The sequence below is a fragment of the Dyella sp. AtDHG13 genome (assembly GCF_003201105.1).
Taxonomy (GTDB): Bacteria; Pseudomonadota; Gammaproteobacteria; order Xanthomonadales; family Rhodanobacteraceae; genus Dyella; species Dyella jiangningensis_B.
In genome coordinates this window covers 107314-127173 of the sequence record NZ_QICJ01000003.1, presented here as the reverse complement: position 1 = coordinate 127173, position 19860 = coordinate 107314, and the positions used below count along the sequence as shown (strand labels likewise).

Genomic DNA, 19860 nt, shown 5'->3' with positions numbered 1-19860 from the left:
GCGATGGATCAGTGGAGAGATAACAACCGCAGCACGGCGCGCGGGATCAGCCCATCAGGCGCGCGGGATCGAGCATCGCCGCCGTCACACCGGCATCCTGCACATGGCTAGGCAGCGCACGACCCAAGGCAAGATGGGCGCAGGCTTCGCCCATGGCGGCGGATGTCTGGATGCCGTAACCGCCCTGCGCCGCCACCCAGAAGAAATCGTTCCTGCCGGGCGCAAAGCCGCCGACCAGGTCGCCATCGGCCACGAACGAGCGCAAGCCCGCCCAGGTGCGCGTGGGCCGGCGAATGCTCATCGTGGTCGTCTCCTCGATGCGATGGATGCCCATGGCGATGTCGAGTTCTTCGGGCTGCACGTCGTGCGGCGCCACCGGATCGGCATTCGCGGGGCTGCCCAGCAGCAGGCCGGCATCGGGCTTGAAGTAGAACGTCTCCTCGACGTCGGTGACGAAGGGCCAGTGCGCGGTATCGACGCCGGAGGGTGGTTCGAACAGAAACGCGGAGCGACGTTTCGGCTGGATGCCGATCGGCGCCACGCCGGCCAGCGCGGCGATCTGATCCACCCACGCGCCGGCCGCGTTGAGCAGCAACGGCGCACGGAAACTGGCGTCGCCCGCATCGATGAACCAATGCCCCGGCCCACGCTCGATGCTGCGGATATCCACGCGCACGCGCAGCTGTCCGCCTCGCGCGCGCAGCCCGCGCAGGAAACCCTGGTGCAACTCGTTCACATCGATATCGGCCGCGCCCGGCTCGTACAGGCCAATCTGCGCCATCTCCGGGCGCAGCACCGGCACGGTGTCGCGCAACCACGCGGCGTCCACCACGCGAAGACCCTGCGTTCGCGAGGCCATTTCCGCGTGCAGCGCATAGACCTTCTCGATCTGCTCCGCGGTGCCGACGCTCAGCGAGCCGCGCGGCGAGAGAATCGCGTGCTGGGCAAAGCCCTCCGGCGGATGATCGAAGAAGCGGCGCGCCGCGCGCGTGAGCGCACGCACCTGGGCCGAGCCGTAGGTTTCGGAGAACAACGCCGCGGAGCGACCGGTTGAATGCATGCCGGCGTGTTCCTCCCGCTCAAGCACCAGCACGCGCGCGTGCGGCGCGAGGAAATAGGCCACGGAGGCGCCGGCCATGCCGGCTCCGATCACGATGATGTCGGCGTCGTGCAGCGTGCTCATGCAGTCTCTTTTTCCCGAACGGATTGACGGGCCACCACGCTGGTGGCGGTAAGGTCGGCGGTGACGTTGCCCAGCGTGGCGAGCGCATCCGGCAAGGCGTCGACGGCGAGCATCAAGCCCAGCGGCCCCACCGGCACGCCCATCGCCTGCGCCACCGGAAGATTGGTCGCCATGAAGCTGACGGCGCCCGGCAAGCCCACCGAGCCCAGGCTGATCACCACGGCCAGCAAGGCGGCGGCGAACAGGGGTGCGACGCCCACGTGGATGCCGTACGCCCAGGCGATGAAACAGGCCGACGTCACGTACTGCACGGGGCTGGTCAGCCGGAACAGGCTAACCGCCATCGGCAGCACCAGCGCATTCACCTGTGGCGGATAGCCGAGTCGGCGCTCCGCGCTTTCCAGCATGGCCGGCAGCGAGGCGAGCGATGACTGCGTACTGGCCGCCACGATCTGCGCCGGCACCAGCGCGGGCACGAACCGGCGCAAGGTCTCACCGCCCCATACGACGGCCACCGGCAACATCAGCAGCGTCAGGCAGAGGTAGAGCACGCATTCGACCAGCACGTAGATGCCGAGCGCGCTCAGCATGTGCAGGCCCGCTCGCGCACACACCGCAAGGATCAGCGCGAACACGCCCAGCGGCGCCACCCACAATACCCAGCGCACGATCACGATCATGGTGTCCGCGATGGCCTGGAAGAACGACACCACCAGCGTGCGCCGCGCCGCCTCGATGCGCGTGAGCCCGAAGCCGAAGAAAAGCGCGAACACCACCAGCGGCAACATGGCGCTCTGCGCCGCCGCGTTGATGGCATTGGACGGCACGATGCCGTTGAACCACTCCGCCCAGCCCACCGCGCCCGTGGCCGCAGGCGCGTGCGTCGCCACCGCGCTTTCCAGCGCCGTGGTAAGCGACGGGTTATGCGGAAACAGTGCGAACAGATGCGGCGCGGCAGCGGCGGCAAACAGCGCACCGCCCGCCAGGATCAGGATGAAGGCCACGATGGCGCGGCGCGCGATGCGTCCGGACGCCGCGGCGTCGCTGGCCGTGTTCACGCCCACCACCACCAGCGCGAAGACCAGCGGCACCACCGTCATCTGCAGCGCGTTGAGCCACAGGCGGCCCAGCGGTTGCACGGCATCCGCCACCTGCACGGCCGCCAGCGGCGACCAGGCCGCCAAGGTCAATCCACCCGCAGCGCCCAGCACCAGGCCGATGAGTACCCGCGTGGTGGGGCTCAAGGCTGCGCCTCCACGGCGGGCAGATGCCACGACGTGCGCAGCCGCGCGTACTCGCTCTGCGGCAGCAGCACGAACACGGGCTGCTCCTCGGGTTTCATCCAGGCGAGCAGGCGTCGCATCACCGGCTCGGGCATGGCGGTGCATCCTGCGGTGGCATCGGTGGGCGATGCCCACAGGTGCGCGAAGATGCAACTGCCGCCGCCGCGCTGACCCTTGGCGTTGTGCTCGATGACGAAGCCGATCTTGTAGCGCTGGTCGCCATCGAGGTGCAGGTCGCGCCGCATGGGTTCGCTCGCGCCTTCCACGGCCTTCTCGCCGACCTTCCTGCTGTCGACGATCTGGTTGTAGTAGGGCGAGCCGTCGACGTCGACGCACCAGTCGGTGTCCGTCATGGCGTGGTAGGGCATGCGCGTACCGGCGTTGGCCGCGTAGCCGAACGCCTCGCCGATGCGATAGACACCCGCCGCGGCGCGTCCATCGCCCTCGCGCTTCTGCGGACCATCCGCCTGCGGCTCGCTCAAGCCCAGGCCCCAGGCCGCGCCGGACTTGCCCACGGTGACGGCCTGCGCGGATACCACCGGTTTCCAGCCATCGCCCGACCGCTCGAAGGCGCGCAGCACGCCGTGGTCGGCGTTCCAGTCGGGCGTGATCACCAGCACCATCTGGCGCGACGCCTTCCAGTCGGCATCGCCTGCGGATGCCACGACAGGGCCGATGGCGGCAACGGCCAGCGCGGCGGCAAGAAAGCGACGGATCGTGATGCGGTGCGAGGACATGGTCATGCGCTGCCGTTGGAAGAGTGGCTAGGGATCCAGCATCTGCTGGACGCGTTCGATATTGGCAAGCACGTGCTGGTGTCGCTGCTCGTCGCCTTCGCACAGCTGCACGAACACGCCGTCCAGCAGGTGCTGCAACGCCGACTGGTACAGCACCGGCTGGATGTAGGGCCGCTCGTCATGCGCGGAAACCAGCAGCGCCATGTCCGCCATGGCGCGCAACGGGTTGGAGGTATGCCGCGTCACGGTGATCAGCAGTCCACGGCGCTCCTTGAAGAAGCGCCCGATCTTGCACAAGGCCGGATGGTTGCCGTGTTCGCAGAACAGCAGCAGCACATCGTCCGCGCCTGCGACGGACACGTTCGCCGCCATGCGTCCCGTATCGACGCTGTGCACGGAAGGCACGCCCAGCAGCGACAACCGAAGCGCGAAGCTGCGCACATGGATGTCATCGTCGCCCAGGCCCATCATGAAGACCCTGCCGCGCGCACCGGCGGCGGCAATCGCATCGGCCACGGCCTGCAGCGTTTCCGGCGCGTTGATGAGGCGGGTTTCCTCTTCCGCCGCGGATTTGCATCGCCACAGGTTGCCGGCGGTCGATTCGTCGGGGGCATCCGGCGCCTGCGCCGCCACTTGCGCGGCATCGCCGTTGTCGGCGCGCGCCATCGCTTCGCCCACCGAGTACTTGAGATCCGGGTAGCCCTTGAAGCCCAGCTTCTGCGTGAACTTGACCACGCTGGACTGGCTGATGCCCAGCGCATCCGCCAGTTGTTGCGAGGAGTAGTCGCGCAACAACTGCGCGTTCTCCAGGATGAAATCGGCGACGCGCCGTTCGACCGCCGACATCTGGTCGCGTTCGGCGCGGATTTTCACCAGCGGCGACATGTCAGGCTTCCAGCTTTTCCAGGCCGCGGATTTCGCGGATGCCGAGGCCCGGCGCTTCGGTCACCGAGATCTCCGACTCGTTGAACACCACGCCGCCATCCACCGGGTTGTATTGGCACAGCGAGGGACCGTCCAGGTCCACCTTGGTGATCACCGCCGAGCGGGCCACGGCCACGTGCACCGCCGCCGCGACGCTGATGCTGCTTTCCAGCATGCAGCCGATCATGCACTCCACGCCGTACATGCCGGCGATGTCGGCGATGCGCATGGCGTTGGAGATGCCGCCCGTCTTCATCAGCTTGATGTTGATGATGTCGGCGGCGCGCATGCGGATCAGCTCCATCACCTCCATCGGGCCGAACACGCTTTCGTCGGCCATGATGGGCGTGTGCACGCGCTCGGTGACGTAGCGCATGCCTTCCAGGTCGCGCGCCTTGACCGGCTGCTCGACCAGCTCCAGCCGCACGCCGGCATCTTCCAGGGTGCGCAGGGCGTACACCGCCTGTTTGGCCGTCCATCCCTGGTTGGCGTCCAGGCGCAGCAGCGCGCGGTTTTCCACCGCCGCGTAGATGGCCTTGACGCGCTCGATGTCCACGCCGATGTCCTTGCCCACCTTGATCTTCAGCGACTCGAAGCCGCGCTCCACCGCGCTGATGGAGTCGGCCACCATCTTGTCGATGTAATCGACGCTGATGGTGATGTCGGTGGTGATCACCGGGTCGCCACCTCCGAGCAGCCGGTACAGCGGCGCGCCGTACATCTGCCCCCACAGGTCGTAGATGGCGATCTCCACGGCGGCCTTGGCGCTGGTGTTGCGCTCCATCGCGGTCTGGATCAGCTGGGTGAGCCGGTTGAGCTCGGCGATGTCCTGGCCGATCAGGCGCGGCGCGATGTAATGGCGGATCGCATCGAGGATGGAGCCATGCGTATCGCCCGTGATCACCGCGGTCGCCGGCGCCTCGCCATAGCCGACGTGGCCGGTGTCGGTGTGCACCATCACCACGATGTCTTCCACCTGGTTGACGGTACGCAGCGCCGTCTTGAACGTCGTCTTCAGCGGCACCCGCAGCATGCCGAACTGGATGTCGGTGATTTTCATGGGGCTCGAAAGCTTCCTGTCTTCGATGAGGGGCGGGGAATGGCGCGCGTTCACGGGCGCACGTGCACGATGCTGGTCATGCGGTCGACATAGGTGTGCGTGTCGTCGTACATCAACGGCAACAGCGGCGTCACCGACACCTCGTTGAGCTTGACGCCGCGCAAGCCCTTGCCGTCGCGGTACGAGATGCCGCCGGTGTCGTGGATCACGTAGGGCTCGCCGTCGAGCTTGCCGATCACCATCATCACGTGGCCCGGGATGTAGACGAGGTCGCCCACCTTGAGCGCCATCGCGGCCTTGAGCCGCGCGTCATGGCTGTCCTTCTCGCCGAACGCCTGATGGGTGAAGCCGGGGCTGATCGCCTGCTTGCTGGTGTTGCGCGGCATCTGCACGCCCAGGCTGCGATAGACGTCCGACACGAAACCGCTGCAATCGCGGCCGTCATAATCATGCCCCCAACCGTAGCGCTCGCCGAGGAACTTGAAGGCCTGGCGGATGATGTTGGCCTCGGTCAGCGGCAGGTAGTCGTCCTGCGTATCGGCGTTGCGCTGGATCAGCGCGGGCGAGAAAGCGAGCTTGCCGTCCGCCTGACGGATCGGCAGCTCCACCGCATAGGACGCATACGGCGACTGGCCGTTCACGGGCTGATCCGGCGGAAGATCGGACAGCACCGGCACGGCGATGCCCATGTCCAACTGCAGCTGCGACACCGCCGGCTGCTCCGGTGTGAACACCGTGCGCACGGTGCCGCCGGTGACGATGCGCCGCGGCGTGCGGCCGGCATAGGCAAGCACTTCCGTCGATGTCCCTTCGGCGACGTTCTCGCGATGCGTCCACGCGGCGTAGCGCGGGCTCACCACGAACAGCCAGCGGCCATCGCGACTGGTATGTGCGATGAGCACCGGCGTGCCGGGAAACTCCGCGGTTTCCTGGAACCGGTCGATGTCCGTATCGTCGTTCGAGGTGAACACGCGCGTATCGGTCGGGAAGGTGCGCAAGGCGGCGCGCCGCACGATCATGCCGTAGCGGCTGGCCTGCTGCGCCGGCACGGCATCGAGCGCCAGCGCATCCGTGAGCTGATCGCGCAGGCTGTCGGGCACCGGTTGGCCCTTGGCGTCGTAGAGCTTGCGCCTGGGGTATTGCGAGAGATCGGTGATCCAGCCCGTGACGGTCGCGCGATCGAGCTGCGCGGGCAGCGCATGCAGGTCGTGCATGGACGCGTCGACCTTGAGCAGGTTGGCGTTGCGCTGCGCGATCTCGCCGGCATCGAGCAGGACGCGATCGGGCTGCGCCGACTGCCTGATCCAGAAATCCGGTGCGAGCATCGCGTTGTTGGCGATGCCGATGATCCCCGAGGGCGGCACGGGAAGCGTCGTGGGCGCCTTGTCCGCCAGCGCCGGCGCGGCGGCAATGGCAAGCATCAGGCAGAGCGTCAGGCGAGGCATGGTTGGCATGTTGATTCCTAGGCAATGGCCAGCGACGACATCACCGACGCCACCAGCAGGCCGAACCCCGTACCGAGGATGTAGCCGAGCAGCGCCAGCAGGATGCCCACTGGCACCAGCGAGCGCGAGTAGCTGGCCGCGAGGATAGGCGTGGCCGCGACGCCGCCGATGCAGGCCAGCGAAGAGATGCCGCACAGGTACAGGTCGAAATGGAACACGCGCGCCGCCAGCGCCAGCAGCACCGCATGGATGGCGATGATGCAGATGCCGCAGCCGATGTAGAGCGGCGCCGAGCCGATGCCTTCGAAGTTGCTCTGCGAGGCGAGGATGGCCACCACGCTGATGAGCATGGCGCTGGAAATGGTGTTCGCACCCGCGAAGCGCGCCAGCGGCGTGTGTGCCGCGATCAGTCCCAGCGCGGTGGCGAGCATGATGGTCCAGGTGGTCGCGGAGATCATCTCCGAGGTCGGCAGGCGTGTCGCCAGCCAGGCGGAGAACGCCGCGGCGGCGAGCGCCATGCCCAGCCACAGCAGCACGTTGTCAGGGGTGGTGGGGCCGTTGCTGCGGGTTTCCTCCACCACCATGTCCGCGCTCGACCGCGCACGCGTCCAGCGATTGAACTGCGTGGCGACGCGGCCCAGCCCAAACAGCACCACCACCCACATGGAGTAGCACAGCGCATCGGTGAGCAGGGAAAATGCCAGCAGCCGATCCGGCATGCCGATGGCCTGCTTCACCGCCACCATGTTCGCGGTGCCGCCGATCCAGCTGCCCGACAGCGCGGCCAGCGGCTGCCAGGCATTGCCCGGCAGCCAGTAGCGGAACATCAGGAAGGTGCCGACGAAGGCCACGAACAGGCAGGCCATGGTGACGAAGAACACGGCAAGCACGCGCGGCCCCAGCCGGTAGATGGCGCGCAGGTCGCAATTGATCATCAGCAGGAACAGCAGCGCCGGCACCATGTGCGCGATCAGCATGGTCTGCGTGCCGCGGATCTCGTCGTTGACCTGCCACAGGCCGGTGACGGCCAACGCGGTGACCAGCAGATACGTCAGCACGATGGGCGGCAGCACCTCGAAGATCCGCCACTGGAAACGCCGCTCGATCGCGGGAAACAGGCCAGCCGCGAGCAACATGACAGCGAGATAAGGCCAGGCCGTGTGGATCATGCGTCCCCTCTGACTCCCCGATCACATACGTTTTTGGAATACATCACCCACGTTTTGGAATATCTAATTCACGCGACGTGTTGCCGGAGCATAATTTATTGACCGTCGTTTGCAAGCCATGCTACACAGCCACTTCGCCTTGTTCCTGGGGAAGTGGCAGGTGCGCATCGTTTCGTCTTCTTTCGTCTTGCGACGCCTGCGTGGCGTGTCGATCGCGCTGGCCATTGTCTGCCTGCCATTCGCGGCGGTGGCGGCCAGTGCCGACCAATCGCCGGTGCAGCAGGTCATCACGCTGATCGACGCCGGGCAGTTCAAGGCCGCCGACGCGGATATCGGCAAGGCGCTCGCACAACCAGGAGTTACAACAGACACACACGAAGCGCTGCTGTTCCAGCGCGAGCGCATGCGCCGCATCCTGCTCGACTTCACCCTGGATGCCGACGCCGCCAAGGCGCGCGTGCGCAAGCAGATTCCGGACCTTACCGACGCGGAGTTCGCACGCTGGGATCAGCAAGGGCTGATCGAACACCAGGTGATCGACGGACGCACGCTCTACTTCAAGCGCGCGCCGAACAACCTGTTCCTGCTCAGCGCGGAAGCGGCGGCGCGGCGCGCGCATCCGGCGCCGTCCAGCGACGATCCGATGGAGACGCTCAACGATCATCACCGCGCCGCACGCCGCGAGGCGCTCGCCACGCATCGCAGCAGCGTTACGCCCAACCACGTGCGCGTGACCGAAACCGTCACCGTGCACGCCGATGCCGTACCCGCCGGCGAGACGATCCGCGCCTGGCTGCCCTTCCCGCGCGAGCTGCCCGGGCAGCAGGAAGACGTGCGGCTGGTCGACAGCCAGCCCGGTGGCGCCCGCGTGGCGCCCGCAGGCACGCTGCAACGCACGGCCTACCTGGAGAAACAAGCGCAGGCCGGCCAGCCCACCACCTTTGCCGTCACCTACGAACTCACCATCTACGCGCAGTACCACGACATCGATGCGTCGAAAGTCGTGCCGACGAAGATCACGCCGGAACTGGCGCCCTACGTCGCGGAGCGCGCGCCGCACATCGTGTTCACCGACGATCTGCGCGCCTACTCGCGCAAGGTGGTAGGCGACGAGAAGAACCCTTACCGCATTGCGCAGAAGCTGTTCGCCGCGGTGGACCGCATCCCCTGGGCCGGCGCACGCGAATACTCCACCATCAGCAACCTCAGCGACTACACGCTGCATGCCGGCCATGGCGATTGCGGCGAGCAGACCATGCTGCTCATCGCCCTGCTGCGGCTCAACGGCATTCCCGCGCGCTGGCAGTCGGGCTGGATCTTCTCGGACGGCAGCTACGAGAACATCCACGATTGGGGCCAGCTGTATCTCGCGCCCTACGGCTGGGTGCCGATGGACGTGACCTTCGGCCAGCTGCAACCGGGCAAGGGCGACGACCCCGCGCTGCAGTGGTTCTATCTCGGCGGTCTCGATGCGTATCGCATCGCCTTCAACAGCGATTTCAGCCAGCCCTTCGTTCCGCCCAAACAGTTCTTCCGCTCCGAAACGGTGGATTCGCAGCGCGGCGAACTGGAATGGCGCGGCGGCAACCTGTATTTCGACCAGTGGGATTACGACTTCACGTGGCAGCGCTTGCCCGCTTCCACAGGCAAGGGGAACGCGGAATGATCGGCCGCGCACTTCGCAGCATGACAGGTCATCAGGCGCTGCCGGATCTTTCACCACAGGAACATCCATGACCCTCGCAACGGTTGCTCCCCGTGCCTCGCTCGATGGCGTCAGTCTCGACGCACTGACCGCACGGCTTGGCACGCCGCTGTACGTGTATTCGGCCAGCGCAATCCGGGAGCGCATCCGTTCCTTGCAGGCGGCGCTGCATGGCATGGACGCCCTGATCTGCTTTGCCGTAAAGGCCAATTCCAATCGCGGCGTGCTCGGCTTCATGCACGAGCATGGCGTGGGCGCGGACATCGTTTCCGCTGGCGAGCTGTGGCGCGCGCTGCAGGCAGGCATACCGGCGGAACGCATCGTGTTCTCCGGCGTGGGCAAGAGCGCATCGGAAATGGACGAGGCGCTTGCCGCCGGCATCCTCCGTTTCAACGTGGAATCGCACGACGAACTGCTCACCCTGCAACGCGTGGCGCGCGCCCGCGGCACGGTGGCTCGGGCGGCCGTTCGCATCAACCCTGACGTGGACGCGCTCACCCACGCCAAGATTTCCACTGGCAAGGCGGAGAACAAGTTCGGCGTGAGCATCGACGAGGCGCGCCGCTGGTTCGCATCACGACACGAACTGAGCCATGTCCAGCTCGATGGACTGCATGTGCATATCGGATCGCAGGTCCTCAGCCTTGGGCCGTTCCGGGAAGCATTGCAGCGCGTGGCGGCGTTCTGGCGCGAGCTGGTCGCGCAAGGGCATCCGATCCACAGCATCGATGCGGGTGGCGGGCTGGGCGTGTGCTACCGCGAAGGCCACGACCAACCGGTGGACGCCGCCGACTACATCGCCATCGTGCGCGAAGCGCTCGCCGGCTTTGAAGGCCGCCTTCTGCTGGAGCCCGGCCGCTACCTGGTCGGCGAAGCCGGCGTACTGCTCACTCGCGTCATCCGCACCAAGCACGGCGACCAGCGCAACTTCCTGGTGCTCGACGCAGCGATGAACGACCTTGCCCGCCCCGCCCTGTACGATGCGTGGCACGACATCGTGCCGGTCGCGGAAAACACACACCCGATGACCACCTATGACATCGTGGGTCCCGTCTGCGAAACCGGCGACACCTTCGCGCGCAATCGCGCCCTGCCCACCTGCGCGCCCGGCGACCTGCTGATGATCCGCACGGCGGGCGCCTATGGCGCCTCCATGGCGTCCACCTACAACTCGCGCCCGCTCGCCGCCGAGGTCATGGTGGATGCGGGGCGCTACGCCGTGGTGCGGCAACGACAGCGTTTTGAAGACATGGTCGCCGGCGAACAGCCGGCCAAGCATTGGGAGACCGCATGAAGATTGGCTCGCTCGGTATCGCACTGGCGCTCGCGCTTGGCAGCAGCGCCGCCCTCGCGCAGCAGGATCCGCCCATCACCCTCGACACGCATGTGGACATTCCTTTTGCATACATGCGCGAAGCTCGCTTCGACGTGGGCAAAGCCACGCCGCTGCAGGTGGATCTGGACAAGATGCGCCGCGGCGGACTCGACGCCGTGTTCTTCATCGTCTACGTGGATCAGGGCCCGCTGACGCCCGCCGGCTGGGCGCAGGCGGTGGCGCAGGCGAAAACCAAGTACGACGGCATCGACCTGATGCTGAAGGCCTATCCCGACCAGATCCGCCTGGCCCGCACGCCCGACGATGTGCGGGCCAACAAGGCCGCGGGCCGTCTCTCGGCGATGATCGGCGTGGAGAACGGCTATTCGCTGGGCCATGACATCAAGAACCTGGATACCGCCTTCCAGCGCGGCGCGCGCTATGTCGGCCTGGCCCACATGGGCAACAACGACCTGTGCAGCAGCTCCACGCCGGAAGCGCACCTGGGCGACACGCCGCTGCCCGAATACGGCATCACCGATTTCGGCCGCAGCGTGGTCAAGCGCGCCAACCAGCTCGGCATCATGGTGGACGTCTCGCACTCCTCCGATGCCTGCGTGCGCGAGGTGCTGGCCTTGTCCACCTCGCCGGTGATCGCGTCGCACTCTTCCTCGCGCGTGCTGGACAACCATCCGCGCAATCTCTCCGACGACCTGCTGCGCGCCATCGCCGCCAAGGGCGGCGTTATCCAGGCCGTGGCGGTGCAGGAGTTCATCCGCCTCGACCCCGCGCGCGAACTCGCCGTGAAGGCCTTGCAGGCGCAAGTGGCCAAGCAGGCTGGCGACAAGGAGTTCGACAGCGAGAAGCTCGAATACACGCCCGCCTACATCGAAGGCATGAAGCGGATCGACGCGGCCCTGCCGCCGCCCACCGTGGACGACTACGTCGCGCACATCAAGCACATGGTCGAGGTGGCCGGCGTCGACCACGTCGGCATTGCCTCGGATTTCGACGGTGGCGGCGGCCTCGCCGGCTGGAACGACGCCACGCAGACGCGCAACGTCACCGCCGCCCTCCGCCGCGCCGGCTTCAGCGATGCGGACATCGCCAAGATCTGGGGCGGCAACCTGCTGCGCGTGTGGGGTGAGGTGACTCGGCGGGCGACGGCGAACCATGCGGGCTGAGCTCGCCACGTTCGCCGCGCTGGCGCTGGCCGTGCTGCCGCCGCTCGCGCACGCCGACGGCACGCCGGCCCTGTCGCCCGCGACGACAGCGGCCCAGGCCGGCCTGGTCGATATCCGCCAGCTTGCGCCCGATATCGCCGAGGACATCAAGTACGCCGGCAGCGACAACTTCGTCGGTGCGCCGGTGGATGGCTATCTCGCATCCAAGTGCCTGCTGCTCAAGCCAGCCGCGGAAGCACTGGCGCGCGTGGAACGCGACCTGCGCGCCAGCCACCAGCGGTTGAAAGTGTTCGACTGCTACCGGCCGGCGCGCGCCGTGAAGCACTTCGTGCGCTGGGCCGGCGACCTGTCGGATCAGCGCACCAAGGCCGCGCACTATCCCAGGCTCGACAAGAGCGCCCTGCTGGGCGACTACATCGCGCCGGTCTCCGGCCACAGCCGCGGGGCGACGGTGGACCTCACTCTGATGCAATGCGATGCGCAGGACGCGCGTTGCACGCCGCTCGACATGGGCACCGACTTCGACTACTTCGGCACGCTCGCCAACACAGACTCGCCGGAAGCCACGCCCGCGCAGCACGCGAACCGCGACGTGCTCAAGCGCGCCATGGAGCGCGAAGGCTTCCGCAACTACGCGATGGAATGGTGGCACTACACGCTCGCGCCCGAACCCACGCCCAACGTCATCTATGACGTGCCGGTGCAGTAGTGCGGCGTGAAGAACAACCCTTTGCCCGTCATTCCACACGTTCCCGCAAGCACGCCTTACGGATCACGAGGCCTGAACTCATGCGCAAGCTCACGTCCCTGTTTGCCAGCCTCCTGCTCACGGCAGGGCTTGTCCACGCCAAGGACACCACCGCCGACGTCGATGCCCTGATGGCCCGCTATCAAGGTGACGTGCCTGGCGCGTCGCTGCTGGTGATCAAGGACGGCAAGCCGCTGGTCGAACGCGGCTACGGCTACGCACACCTGGAAACGCACGAGGCCGCGACGCCGCAAACCAACTATCGGCTCGCCTCCGTGAGCAAGCAGTTCACCGCGGCCGCGATTCTCCTGCTGGCCGAACGCGGCAAGCTGAGCCTGGACGACCACGTGCGCCACTGGCTGCCGGAACTGCCCGCGGCTCATGAGCAGATCACCATCCGCCAGCTGCTCAGCCACGGCGGCGGCCTGATCGACTACGAAGACCTGATGCCCGCCGACCAGACCGCGCAGATCAGCGATGCGGATGTGCTGCGCATGCTGGCCGCCGAGCCGCGCAGCTATTTCGCGCCGGGCAGCTCGTATCGCTACAGCAACGGCGGCTACGTGCTGCTGGGCCTGATCGTGGAACGCGCGTCGGGGCAGACGCTGCAGGACTTCATGGCGAAGAACATCTTCCAGCCCCTGGGCATGGCGCACACCCTGCTCTACGTGCACGACCAGCACGAGGTCGCGCACCGCGCCTACGGCTACAGCGAAGAGAACGGCCATTGGGTGCGGACCGACCAGAGCCCCACCAGCGCCACGCGCGGAGACGGCGGCATCTACTCGTCCATCGATGACCTGGCCAAGTGGGATGCCGCGCTGTACGACCACCGCCTGCTGTCGGATGCCTCCCGCCAGCTCGCCTTCAGCCCGCAGAACAAGGTGAGTGGCGAAACCGACGTCGACAGCTACGGCTTCGGCTGGCGCATCCACGGCGACGTGCGGTGGCACTCCGGCGAAAGCATGGGCTTTCGCAACGTCATCATCCGCTGGCCCAAGCAGCACCTCACGGTGATCCTGCTCAGCAACCGCAACGATCCAGAGCCTTACCCCACCGCACTCGCCATCGGCCAGCTGTTTCTGCCGAAGTGAATCACGCCGCCCGGCGCCAGGGACGAAAGCCCGGCAACCGGTGCGTGTCCTGGCGATCCATCACCACGCGGGTGCCTTGCCCACTGCGGGACGCCTCGCGTTCGGCCAGATGCGTGGCGAGTTCCAGCGCGCTCACCAGCACGTAACGACGGCCGATCGGCGCGCCGTTGCGCAACACGTTCCAGCCCTCGCCCTGCTTGCGGGCCACGGCGTATTCGACGACAACAGCGGCAACCATGTGCGACCTCCGTGCCGGGCGTTGGCCAACGGCGTTGATTCGGAATGCCGACAAGGTAGTGAGCGAGGACTCGCCAAAGCATGGGAGAAATCTGAAATACAAAAGGGGGCCAACCGAGGGCCGCGATCGCTGACTCAGGGCCGATGCGGCGAGGCTGCGGGAAAGGCGAGCACCTGCGAGGTGTAGCTCTCCACCACCAGGCTGAAGGGCTGGTTCGACTGATCGAACAACACCGCGCGGTGCTGCAGCACATGGTGCGGGATGGCAAGCGCGGTGCCCGTAGCGGCAGTCAGGCTGGGCTCGTTCTCCCAGCCCTGCGGCAGCGGCGGCCACAGCAGCTCCGCCGACAGCGTCTGCCGGCGGAAGTGCAGCGCCTGCACCACCTTGCCGAACGGCGTGTCGGTGGTGTCGAGTTCGCGGTTCATCGCCTCGGTGAGGCGCGCGGGCACGTACCAGTTGTCCGCTTCGGACAGCACGTGATTGCCGCAGGCGAGCTGCACGCGGCGATAGCGCACGGGTTCGTCGGCGCCGATCTGCAACTGGCTGCGCCCGTCGGCGGGCAGCGGCTTGTCTTCGCCCTTGACGCGTTCGGCGACGATCTTCGCTTCCGGCGCCAGGTGGTGTTCGCCGCACCAGCGCTCCAAGGTCAGCGTGGCGCTGGGATGGCTGAGCAGTTCGGCGTTGAGCGTCTGCAGCAGGGCCAGGGCCTCGAGCCGGGAGGTAGCATCGTCGCGCCACGCCGGCGCCGTCTCGGGCTCGCGCGCATGCAGCGGCGTCAGCAGCAGCGTGCTGCCCAGGCCCAGGGCACAGGTCCACGTCGCGCGCCGCCGCATGCCGCCCATGTCAAAGCCCCTTGGCGGCCTGGGCTACGGCGCGGAACAGCGCGCGGCCCTTGTTCATGGTCTCTTCCCACTCCGACGCCGGATCGGAGTCGTAGACGATGCCCGCGCCCGCCTGCACGTGCAGACGTCCATCCTGGATCACGGCCGTGCGGATGGCGATGGCCGTGTCCGCGTCGCCCCACCAGCCGATCCAGCCGATGGCGCCGGCGTAGATGTTGCGCTTGTACGGCTCCAGCTCCTGGATGATCTCCAGCGCACGGATCTTGGGCGCGCCGCTGAGCGTGCCCGCCGGAAACGTGGCCTTGAGCACGTCCATGTAGCCGACGTCGGGGCGAACCTTGCCCTGCACCTGCGAGACGATGTGCATGACGTGCGAATAGCGCTCGACCACGAACGATTCGCTCACTTCCACGCTGCCGGTTTCGCTGATGCGGCCGATGTCGTTGCGGCCCAGATCGATCAGCATCACGTGCTCGGCGCGCTCCTTCGGGTCGGCCAGCAGTTCGGCTTCCAGCGCCTGGTCTTCCTCTTCGGTGGCGCCGCGCTTGCGCGTGCCGGCCAGCGGGCGCACGACGACCTTGCCGTCTTTCAGGCGCGCCAGGATCTCCGGCGAGGAACCGACGATCTGCGTCTGGCCCAGGTCCACGAAATACATGTATGGCGAAGGGTTGAGCGCACGCAACGCGCGGTACACGTCCACCGGCCGCGCATTGAAGCCCACGCTCAGGCGCTGCGAGGGCACCACCTGGAAGATGTCGCCGGCGCGGATGTATTCCTTCGCGCGCTCCACCATCGCCTCGAATTCCTCCTTGGTGAAGGAGGACTTGAAGTCGCCCTCGTCCAGCGCCGTGCCCTGGTTGAGCTGCGGGTACGACACGCCGCTCTGGCGCAGGCGGTAGACCAGCGCGTCAAGCCGGCGCTGGGCCTGGGCATAGGCGTGCGGCTGCGAGGGGTCGGCATGCACGATCAGGTAGAGGCGGCCCTTGAGGTTGTCGAACACGGCGACTTCCTCGGCCAGCATCAGCAGCACGTCGGGCGTGCCCAGCTCGTCGGGGCGATCCCACTTCGCCAGGCGCGGCTCGATGTAACCGATGGTCTCGAAGCCGAAGTAACCCACCAGGCCACCGCTGAAGGCCGGCAGTTGCGGCAGGCGCGGCACGTCGTACTGCTTGCGCAGGTTTTCGATCTCGGCCAGCGGATCGGCCACGTGGCGGCGCTCGGTCACCTCGCCGGCATCTTCCACTTCCAGCTCATGGCCGCGCAGGCGGTACACGCGCTTCGCCGGCAGGCCGATGATGGAGTAACGGCCCCAGGTCGCGCCGCCCTCGACCGATTCGAACAGGAAGGTGTACGGGCCGTCGGCCAGCTTCAGGTACACCGACAGCGGCGTGTCGAGGTCGGAAAACACCTCGCGCACCAGCGGGATGCGGGTATGACCCTGCGCTGCCAGCGCGTCGAAATCGTCTCGGGAAATCACGTGGGGGATCCGGATGGCCAAGCTTGAACGGCCATTGTAGGCGCAGGGGGCCGGCGAACCGAAGCCCAAGGCCGGCCGGCGCTAAGAAAGAGTCCGCTTGTTCGCCCGCGCCGGCGCGCCTAACCTTGCGGCATCGATGCAGTGACGGCATCCGCAGGGGAAATCGATGGGTATGGACCACCGTTGCCTGGTACTTTCCGGCCGCCTGCTCGAAGGCCAGGACGCGGCCGCCGTGCACGAGCGCATGGCCGCGGCCTTCGGCATGGAGATGGCAGGGTTCCGCGAGCGCGTGTTCGCGCGGGCGCCGCTAATCATCCGGCGCGGCCTGGATGACGCAACCGCCGACATGCAAGCCGCCCAGCTGCGCGGCATGGGCGCGGAAGCGGACGTATGGCCGGACAGCGATCGCCTGATCTGGCTGCGGCGCGACAACCAGGTGCGCGGCCCCTTGCCGGAGGACTCGCTGAGCCGCTACGCCGAAGCCGGCGACCAGTGGTGCCACGACGGCGGGCAGACCTGGTTCGCCTGGACACCCGAGCCCGATGCGGAGGAACCACCGCCGTTGCCGCCACAGGCGCACGGCACGGCCGCCGATGCAGGAACGACGGAGCCGCGAACCCACGCGCCCGCATCCCATGAACCGCCGCCGCTGCCCGTCGCTCCGGCGGCCGCGCCAGCGAAGAAATCCTTCTCCTTCGCCGCCATCTTCGCGGCCCTGGTCGCCGTGCTGGCCTTGGCGTGGCATCCCGTGGCGCCCTTCGCCCTGCTGCTGGCCGTGTGCGCGCTGGTCTACCTGAAGCCGCGTCCGGCCCTGCAGGGCCGGGCGGTGGCCGTGCTCGCGGTGATCCTCAGCGCCACGGCCCTGCTGATGTGGATGCACCGCCCGGCCCCGGCTCCCGTGGCGCAGGCCTATGTTCCCCGGCCGCTGAAGCCGTTGTCGCAAAACGCGCCCGGAGCGGCCACCGGCACCCAGTGCCTTGCCCGCACTGCCACGCCGAAGAACGACGAGGATCGCTTCCTGCTCACCGGCGAGCGCCTGCTGACCGGCCGCGCGCAGCGCAAGGGCGACACCTATGTGGCCGAAGCCGCCGTGGCTGTCGACGAGCAATGCCAGCCCAGCGCGATGCAGCTGTACGTGTTCCACAACGGCGTATTCATCGGCACCGTGCTCGACACCGCCGCCAGCATGGCCAACACGAAACTCGCGGATTTCGACCTGGTCGACGACCAGCACCTGCGCGTCACCTACGCCGCCTGCACCGACAAACCCGCCGCCTGCGCCGCAACCACCGTGCGGCAGTTCGCCGTAATGCCCGGCGGCGGTGGCTGGACGCTGGGTGAAATGAAATAGCCAGAAGTGAGTGAAGAGGAGTGAGAAGTGAGAGAAGAGCCGGCAAGCCCGACGCTCTCTCTCACTTCTCACTCCTCTTTACTCACTCCTCGCTCTAAAGCCGTTGGCGCGGCATGCCGTGCAGTTGCAGGGTGAAGGCCACGCCGCTGCCGTCTTCCAGGTTGCGCGCCATCGCCACGCCGCCGTGGCGTTCGGCAACCAGACGCACCACATACAAGCCCAGGCCAAGGTGCGGCGCATCGCCGGGCGTGGCCTTGTCGCGCAGGCTCACCAGTGAATCGAACAGGCGGCCCTGCATCGCCGCGGGTAGCGGCGGGCCCTGGTTCGCCAGTTCGATTTCCGCGCCAAAACCGGTGGCGCGCAAGGTCAGCCGCAGCCAGCCGCCGTCGGGCGTGAACGACAGGGCGTTGTCGAACAGCTTGTCCAGCGCCTGCGCGATGAGTTCCGGCGCGCAGTGCATGGTCATCGGCTCATCGGGCAGCACGGTTTCCATCCGCCGCGTGCCGGCCAGCGGGCGATACGCATCGCTGCAGCCGCGCACCACCGCGACCAGATCCACGTCTTCCGGCTCGGCGGCGGCAATGGCGCGCTCCATGCGGCTCGCCTCGCTCATCGCGCGCACCAGCATGCCCAGCCGCGCCACGCCGTCGCGCGCGCGCAGCAGGTAAGGCTGCGCGTCGGGCGGGATGGGCCGCTCGGCCTGCAAGGCGTGCTCCAGGTTGTCGAGCGAGGATTTCACGATGGCCAGCGGCGTATTGAGCTCATGCGACAGCTTGGACGCCAGCGTGCGCAGGTAGTCGGTATAGCCGCCCACTACCTCGAACAGGCGCTCGAAGCTGCGGGCCAGGTCGCCGATCTCGTCTTCGGAAGAGGTCATCGGGAACGGGCCGTCCAGACGTCCATCGTTCAATTGCGCGCGCTCGGCCGCATCGCGCAGGCGACCGAGGCGAATGCTCAGGCGAGTGGCGAAGGTCAGCAGGATCGCACCCGCCACCAGCAGTACGCCGAAGCTCGTCAGCAGCAGGCCCAGCAAGGCGCGATTGGCCAACAGCGGCACCGCGCGGCTAGCCTGCTCTAGCAGCAGCACGCCGCGCACCTGGCCATCGCGCTCGATCGGCACCGCCGCCGCGAGCACCACGCTGCCGCGCGCCTCGCCCTGCCGCCACAAGGTGGCCGGCTTGCCGGCGCTGGCTTCGCGCACTTCGGCCACATCCAGGCGAGGCACGTCCTGTGTCCACAGCTCCGCGTCGTCGACCTGGTTGGCCAGCAGCGAGCGATAGACGAGGGACGCAAACCAGCCCGGCTGATCGCCCGGCGCCGTGGCAGGCGTCGCCAGATGGCCGGTCTGTGCCAGCAGCCAGCCCTGCGGCGCGAGCACGCGCGCCTGCACGCCATCCAGCGCCAGCAGGCCCAGTTCTTTCGACAAGGCCTTCGAATACGTCACCAGCGGATGACTCTGCACCGCCTCGGGATCGCCGCCCGTCGCCGGATCGAACACGGCCAGCCCCAGGGCGTCGATCCCCTTGCGCGGCACGCGGAGCTCCACGCGATAACCGCTGCCGTCCTCCTGCCATTGCGCGGTGACGCGCGTGGGCAGGCCGTCCACCGGCGGATCGAGCGGACGAGGCGTGACCGGCCCCGGCGCCGCGCTGGCGATCAGGAAGCGGCGCGATTGCGCGCCGTTGCCCAGGCTCAGCACGAGATGATCCGCGCGCAAGGCGCCGGGGTCATCCACCTCGGCGCGGGTGCGCTGCGCGCCGCGCACCTCGGCGTACACGTAGAGCCAGTCCGCGTCGGCGGCGAGCAGCAGCTTGCCGCGCTTGTCCAGCGGCTGGCTCCACGGCGTCATCGGCGCCCAGTCGTCGCCGTAGCCGTCGATGGTGATGGGGTTGGTCGCCTCCTGCACGTACCACACGGGCCCCGCGGGCGGCAGCGGCGCATCGGTGACCACCAGGCTGCGCGCCATCGCGCGCGCGGAGGCGGTGAGCGCCTGTGCCTGCCCTTCGCGCAGCAGGGTTTCCATCTGACGCACGTACAGCCAGCCGGCCACCGGCAGGGCCAGCGTGCAGAGGGCGACGAGCAGGAGTTTGCGGCGGAGGGTCATG

At 67.6% G+C, this 19860-nt stretch carries 17 protein-coding genes; 6 read left to right on the top strand and 11 right to left on the bottom strand.

The features are described from left to right. Window positions 1-46 precede the first annotated feature (46 nt). The 7 genes from BDW41_RS06550 to BDW41_RS06520 are packed head-to-tail and all read right to left on the bottom strand — an operon-like array spanning window position 47 to window position 7801. Window positions 47-1183, bottom strand: coding sequence for an FAD-binding oxidoreductase (locus BDW41_RS06550; protein ID WP_074546290.1), 1137 nt, complete (start codon window positions 1181-1183; stop codon window positions 47-49). After that, the gene (locus BDW41_RS06545; protein ID WP_074546292.1) at window positions 1180-2427 is read right to left on the bottom strand and encodes a dicarboxylate/amino acid:cation symporter; all 1248 of its coding nucleotides are present in this window, start codon (window positions 2425-2427) and stop codon (window positions 1180-1182) included. Before BDW41_RS06545 ends, BDW41_RS06550 begins: the two co-directional genes overlap by 4 nt. Further along, on the bottom strand, window positions 2424-3203 hold the full coding sequence (locus tag BDW41_RS06540; RefSeq protein WP_074546413.1) for a L,D-transpeptidase family protein: 780 nt from the start codon (window positions 3201-3203) through the stop codon (window positions 2424-2426). The genes BDW41_RS06545 and BDW41_RS06540 overlap by 4 nt, the downstream gene beginning before the upstream one ends. A gap of 27 nt (window positions 3204-3230) precedes the next feature. Continuing rightward, window positions 3231-4088 (bottom strand): MurR/RpiR family transcriptional regulator, encoded by an 858-nt coding sequence (locus BDW41_RS06535; RefSeq protein ID WP_074546294.1) that lies wholly within the window; start codon window positions 4086-4088, stop codon window positions 3231-3233. Window position 4089: 1 nt separating this feature from the next. Beyond that, window positions 4090-5187: a dipeptide epimerase gene (locus BDW41_RS06530; RefSeq protein WP_074546297.1), complete on the bottom strand. Its 1098-nt coding sequence runs from the start codon at window positions 5185-5187 to the stop codon at window positions 4090-4092. A gap of 50 nt (window positions 5188-5237) precedes the next feature. Then, window positions 5238-6632 (bottom strand): SH3 domain-containing protein, encoded by a 1395-nt coding sequence (locus BDW41_RS06525; protein WP_074546415.1) that lies wholly within the window; start codon window positions 6630-6632, stop codon window positions 5238-5240. A 17-nt stretch (window positions 6633-6649) separates the two neighbouring features. Further along, window positions 6650-7801 (bottom strand): DUF819 family protein, encoded by a 1152-nt coding sequence (locus BDW41_RS06520; protein ID WP_074546299.1) that lies wholly within the window; start codon window positions 7799-7801, stop codon window positions 6650-6652. A gap of 118 nt (window positions 7802-7919) precedes the next feature. Here BDW41_RS06520 and BDW41_RS06515 point away from each other — a divergent pair, with 118 nt between their 5' ends. The 5 genes from BDW41_RS06515 (at window position 7920) to BDW41_RS06495 (ending at window position 13847) form a co-directional block, all read left to right on the top strand. Further along, window positions 7920-9467, top strand: a complete 1548-nt coding sequence (locus BDW41_RS06515; RefSeq protein WP_083337467.1) for a transglutaminase-like domain-containing protein — start codon at window positions 7920-7922, stop codon at window positions 9465-9467. 67 nt (window positions 9468-9534) lie between these two features. Then, entirely contained in the window at window positions 9535-10800 is a 1266-nt protein-coding gene (lysA, locus tag BDW41_RS06510; protein WP_074546301.1) for a diaminopimelate decarboxylase, read from the top strand. Next, complete coding sequence (locus BDW41_RS06505; RefSeq protein ID WP_074546304.1) at window positions 10797-12005, top strand: dipeptidase; 1209 nt, start codon at window positions 10797-10799, stop codon at window positions 12003-12005. Before lysA ends, BDW41_RS06505 begins: the two co-directional genes overlap by 4 nt. Next, window positions 11995-12714, top strand: a complete 720-nt coding sequence (locus tag BDW41_RS06500; protein ID WP_083337468.1) for a M15 family metallopeptidase — start codon at window positions 11995-11997, stop codon at window positions 12712-12714. The genes BDW41_RS06505 and BDW41_RS06500 overlap by 11 nt, the downstream gene beginning before the upstream one ends. Before the next feature lie 80 nt (window positions 12715-12794). Next, window positions 12795-13847: a serine hydrolase domain-containing protein gene (locus BDW41_RS06495; RefSeq protein ID WP_074546307.1), complete on the top strand. Its 1053-nt coding sequence runs from the start codon at window positions 12795-12797 to the stop codon at window positions 13845-13847. 1 nt (window position 13848) lies between these two features. Here the strand turns inward: BDW41_RS06495 and BDW41_RS06490 are convergent, their stop codons facing one another. The 3 genes from BDW41_RS06490 to trpE all read right to left on the bottom strand — a co-directional run bounded on the left by BDW41_RS06490 (window position 13849) and on the right by trpE (window position 16404). After that, window positions 13849-14085, bottom strand: coding sequence for a hypothetical protein (locus BDW41_RS06490; protein WP_074546310.1), 237 nt, complete (start codon window positions 14083-14085; stop codon window positions 13849-13851). Window positions 14086-14219: 134 nt separating this feature from the next. After that, window positions 14220-14927, bottom strand: coding sequence for a hypothetical protein (locus BDW41_RS06485; protein WP_233496796.1), 708 nt, complete (start codon window positions 14925-14927; stop codon window positions 14220-14222). A gap of 1 nt (window position 14928) precedes the next feature. Beyond that, a complete protein-coding gene (gene trpE, locus BDW41_RS06480; protein ID WP_074546312.1) occupies window positions 14929-16404 on the bottom strand; it encodes an anthranilate synthase component I in 1476 nt (491 codons plus the stop codon). A gap of 172 nt (window positions 16405-16576) precedes the next feature. Between trpE and BDW41_RS06475 the strand changes: the two genes are divergently transcribed. Continuing rightward, entirely contained in the window at window positions 16577-17755 is a 1179-nt protein-coding gene (locus BDW41_RS06475) for an LppP/LprE family lipoprotein (RefSeq protein ID WP_074546314.1), read from the top strand. 94 nt (window positions 17756-17849) lie between these two features. On the opposite strand, the gene BDW41_RS06470 is transcribed toward BDW41_RS06475, so the two are convergent. Beyond that, the gene (locus BDW41_RS06470; protein WP_074546316.1) at window positions 17850-19859 is read right to left on the bottom strand and encodes an ATP-binding protein; all 2010 of its coding nucleotides are present in this window, start codon (window positions 19857-19859) and stop codon (window positions 17850-17852) included. Window position 19860: the final 1 nt, after the last annotated feature.

Coding starts and splice junctions, on each gene's coding strand:
- BDW41_RS06550 (WP_074546290.1), bottom strand. CDS start 1,183: ATGAGCACGCTGCACGACGCCGACATCATCGTGATCGGAGCCGGCATG.
- BDW41_RS06540 (WP_074546413.1), bottom strand. CDS start 3,203: ATGTCCTCGCACCGCATCACGATCCGTCGCTTTCTTGCCGCCGCGCTG.
- BDW41_RS06535 (WP_074546294.1), bottom strand. CDS start 4,088: ATGTCGCCGCTGGTGAAAATCCGCGCCGAACGCGACCAGATGTCGGCG.
- BDW41_RS06530 (WP_074546297.1), bottom strand. CDS start 5,187: ATGAAAATCACCGACATCCAGTTCGGCATGCTGCGGGTGCCGCTGAAG.
- BDW41_RS06525 (WP_074546415.1), bottom strand. CDS start 6,632: ATGCCTCGCCTGACGCTCTGCCTGATGCTTGCCATTGCCGCCGCGCCG.
- BDW41_RS06520 (WP_074546299.1), bottom strand. CDS start 7,801: ATGATCCACACGGCCTGGCCTTATCTCGCTGTCATGTTGCTCGCGGCT.
- BDW41_RS06515 (WP_083337467.1), top strand. CDS start 7,920: ATGCTACACAGCCACTTCGCCTTGTTCCTGGGGAAGTGGCAGGTGCGC.
- lysA (WP_074546301.1), top strand. CDS start 9,535: ATGACCCTCGCAACGGTTGCTCCCCGTGCCTCGCTCGATGGCGTCAGT.
- BDW41_RS06505 (WP_074546304.1), top strand. CDS start 10,797: ATGAAGATTGGCTCGCTCGGTATCGCACTGGCGCTCGCGCTTGGCAGC.
- BDW41_RS06500 (WP_083337468.1), top strand. CDS start 11,995: ATGCGGGCTGAGCTCGCCACGTTCGCCGCGCTGGCGCTGGCCGTGCTG.
- BDW41_RS06495 (WP_074546307.1), top strand. CDS start 12,795: ATGCGCAAGCTCACGTCCCTGTTTGCCAGCCTCCTGCTCACGGCAGGG.
- BDW41_RS06490 (WP_074546310.1), bottom strand. CDS start 14,085: ATGGTTGCCGCTGTTGTCGTCGAATACGCCGTGGCCCGCAAGCAGGGC.
- BDW41_RS06485 (WP_233496796.1), bottom strand. CDS start 14,927: ATGGGCGGCATGCGGCGGCGCGCGACGTGGACCTGTGCCCTGGGCCTG.
- BDW41_RS06475 (WP_074546314.1), top strand. CDS start 16,577: ATGGACCACCGTTGCCTGGTACTTTCCGGCCGCCTGCTCGAAGGCCAG.
- BDW41_RS06470 (WP_074546316.1), bottom strand. CDS start 19,859: ATGACCCTCCGCCGCAAACTCCTGCTCGTCGCCCTCTGCACGCTGGCC.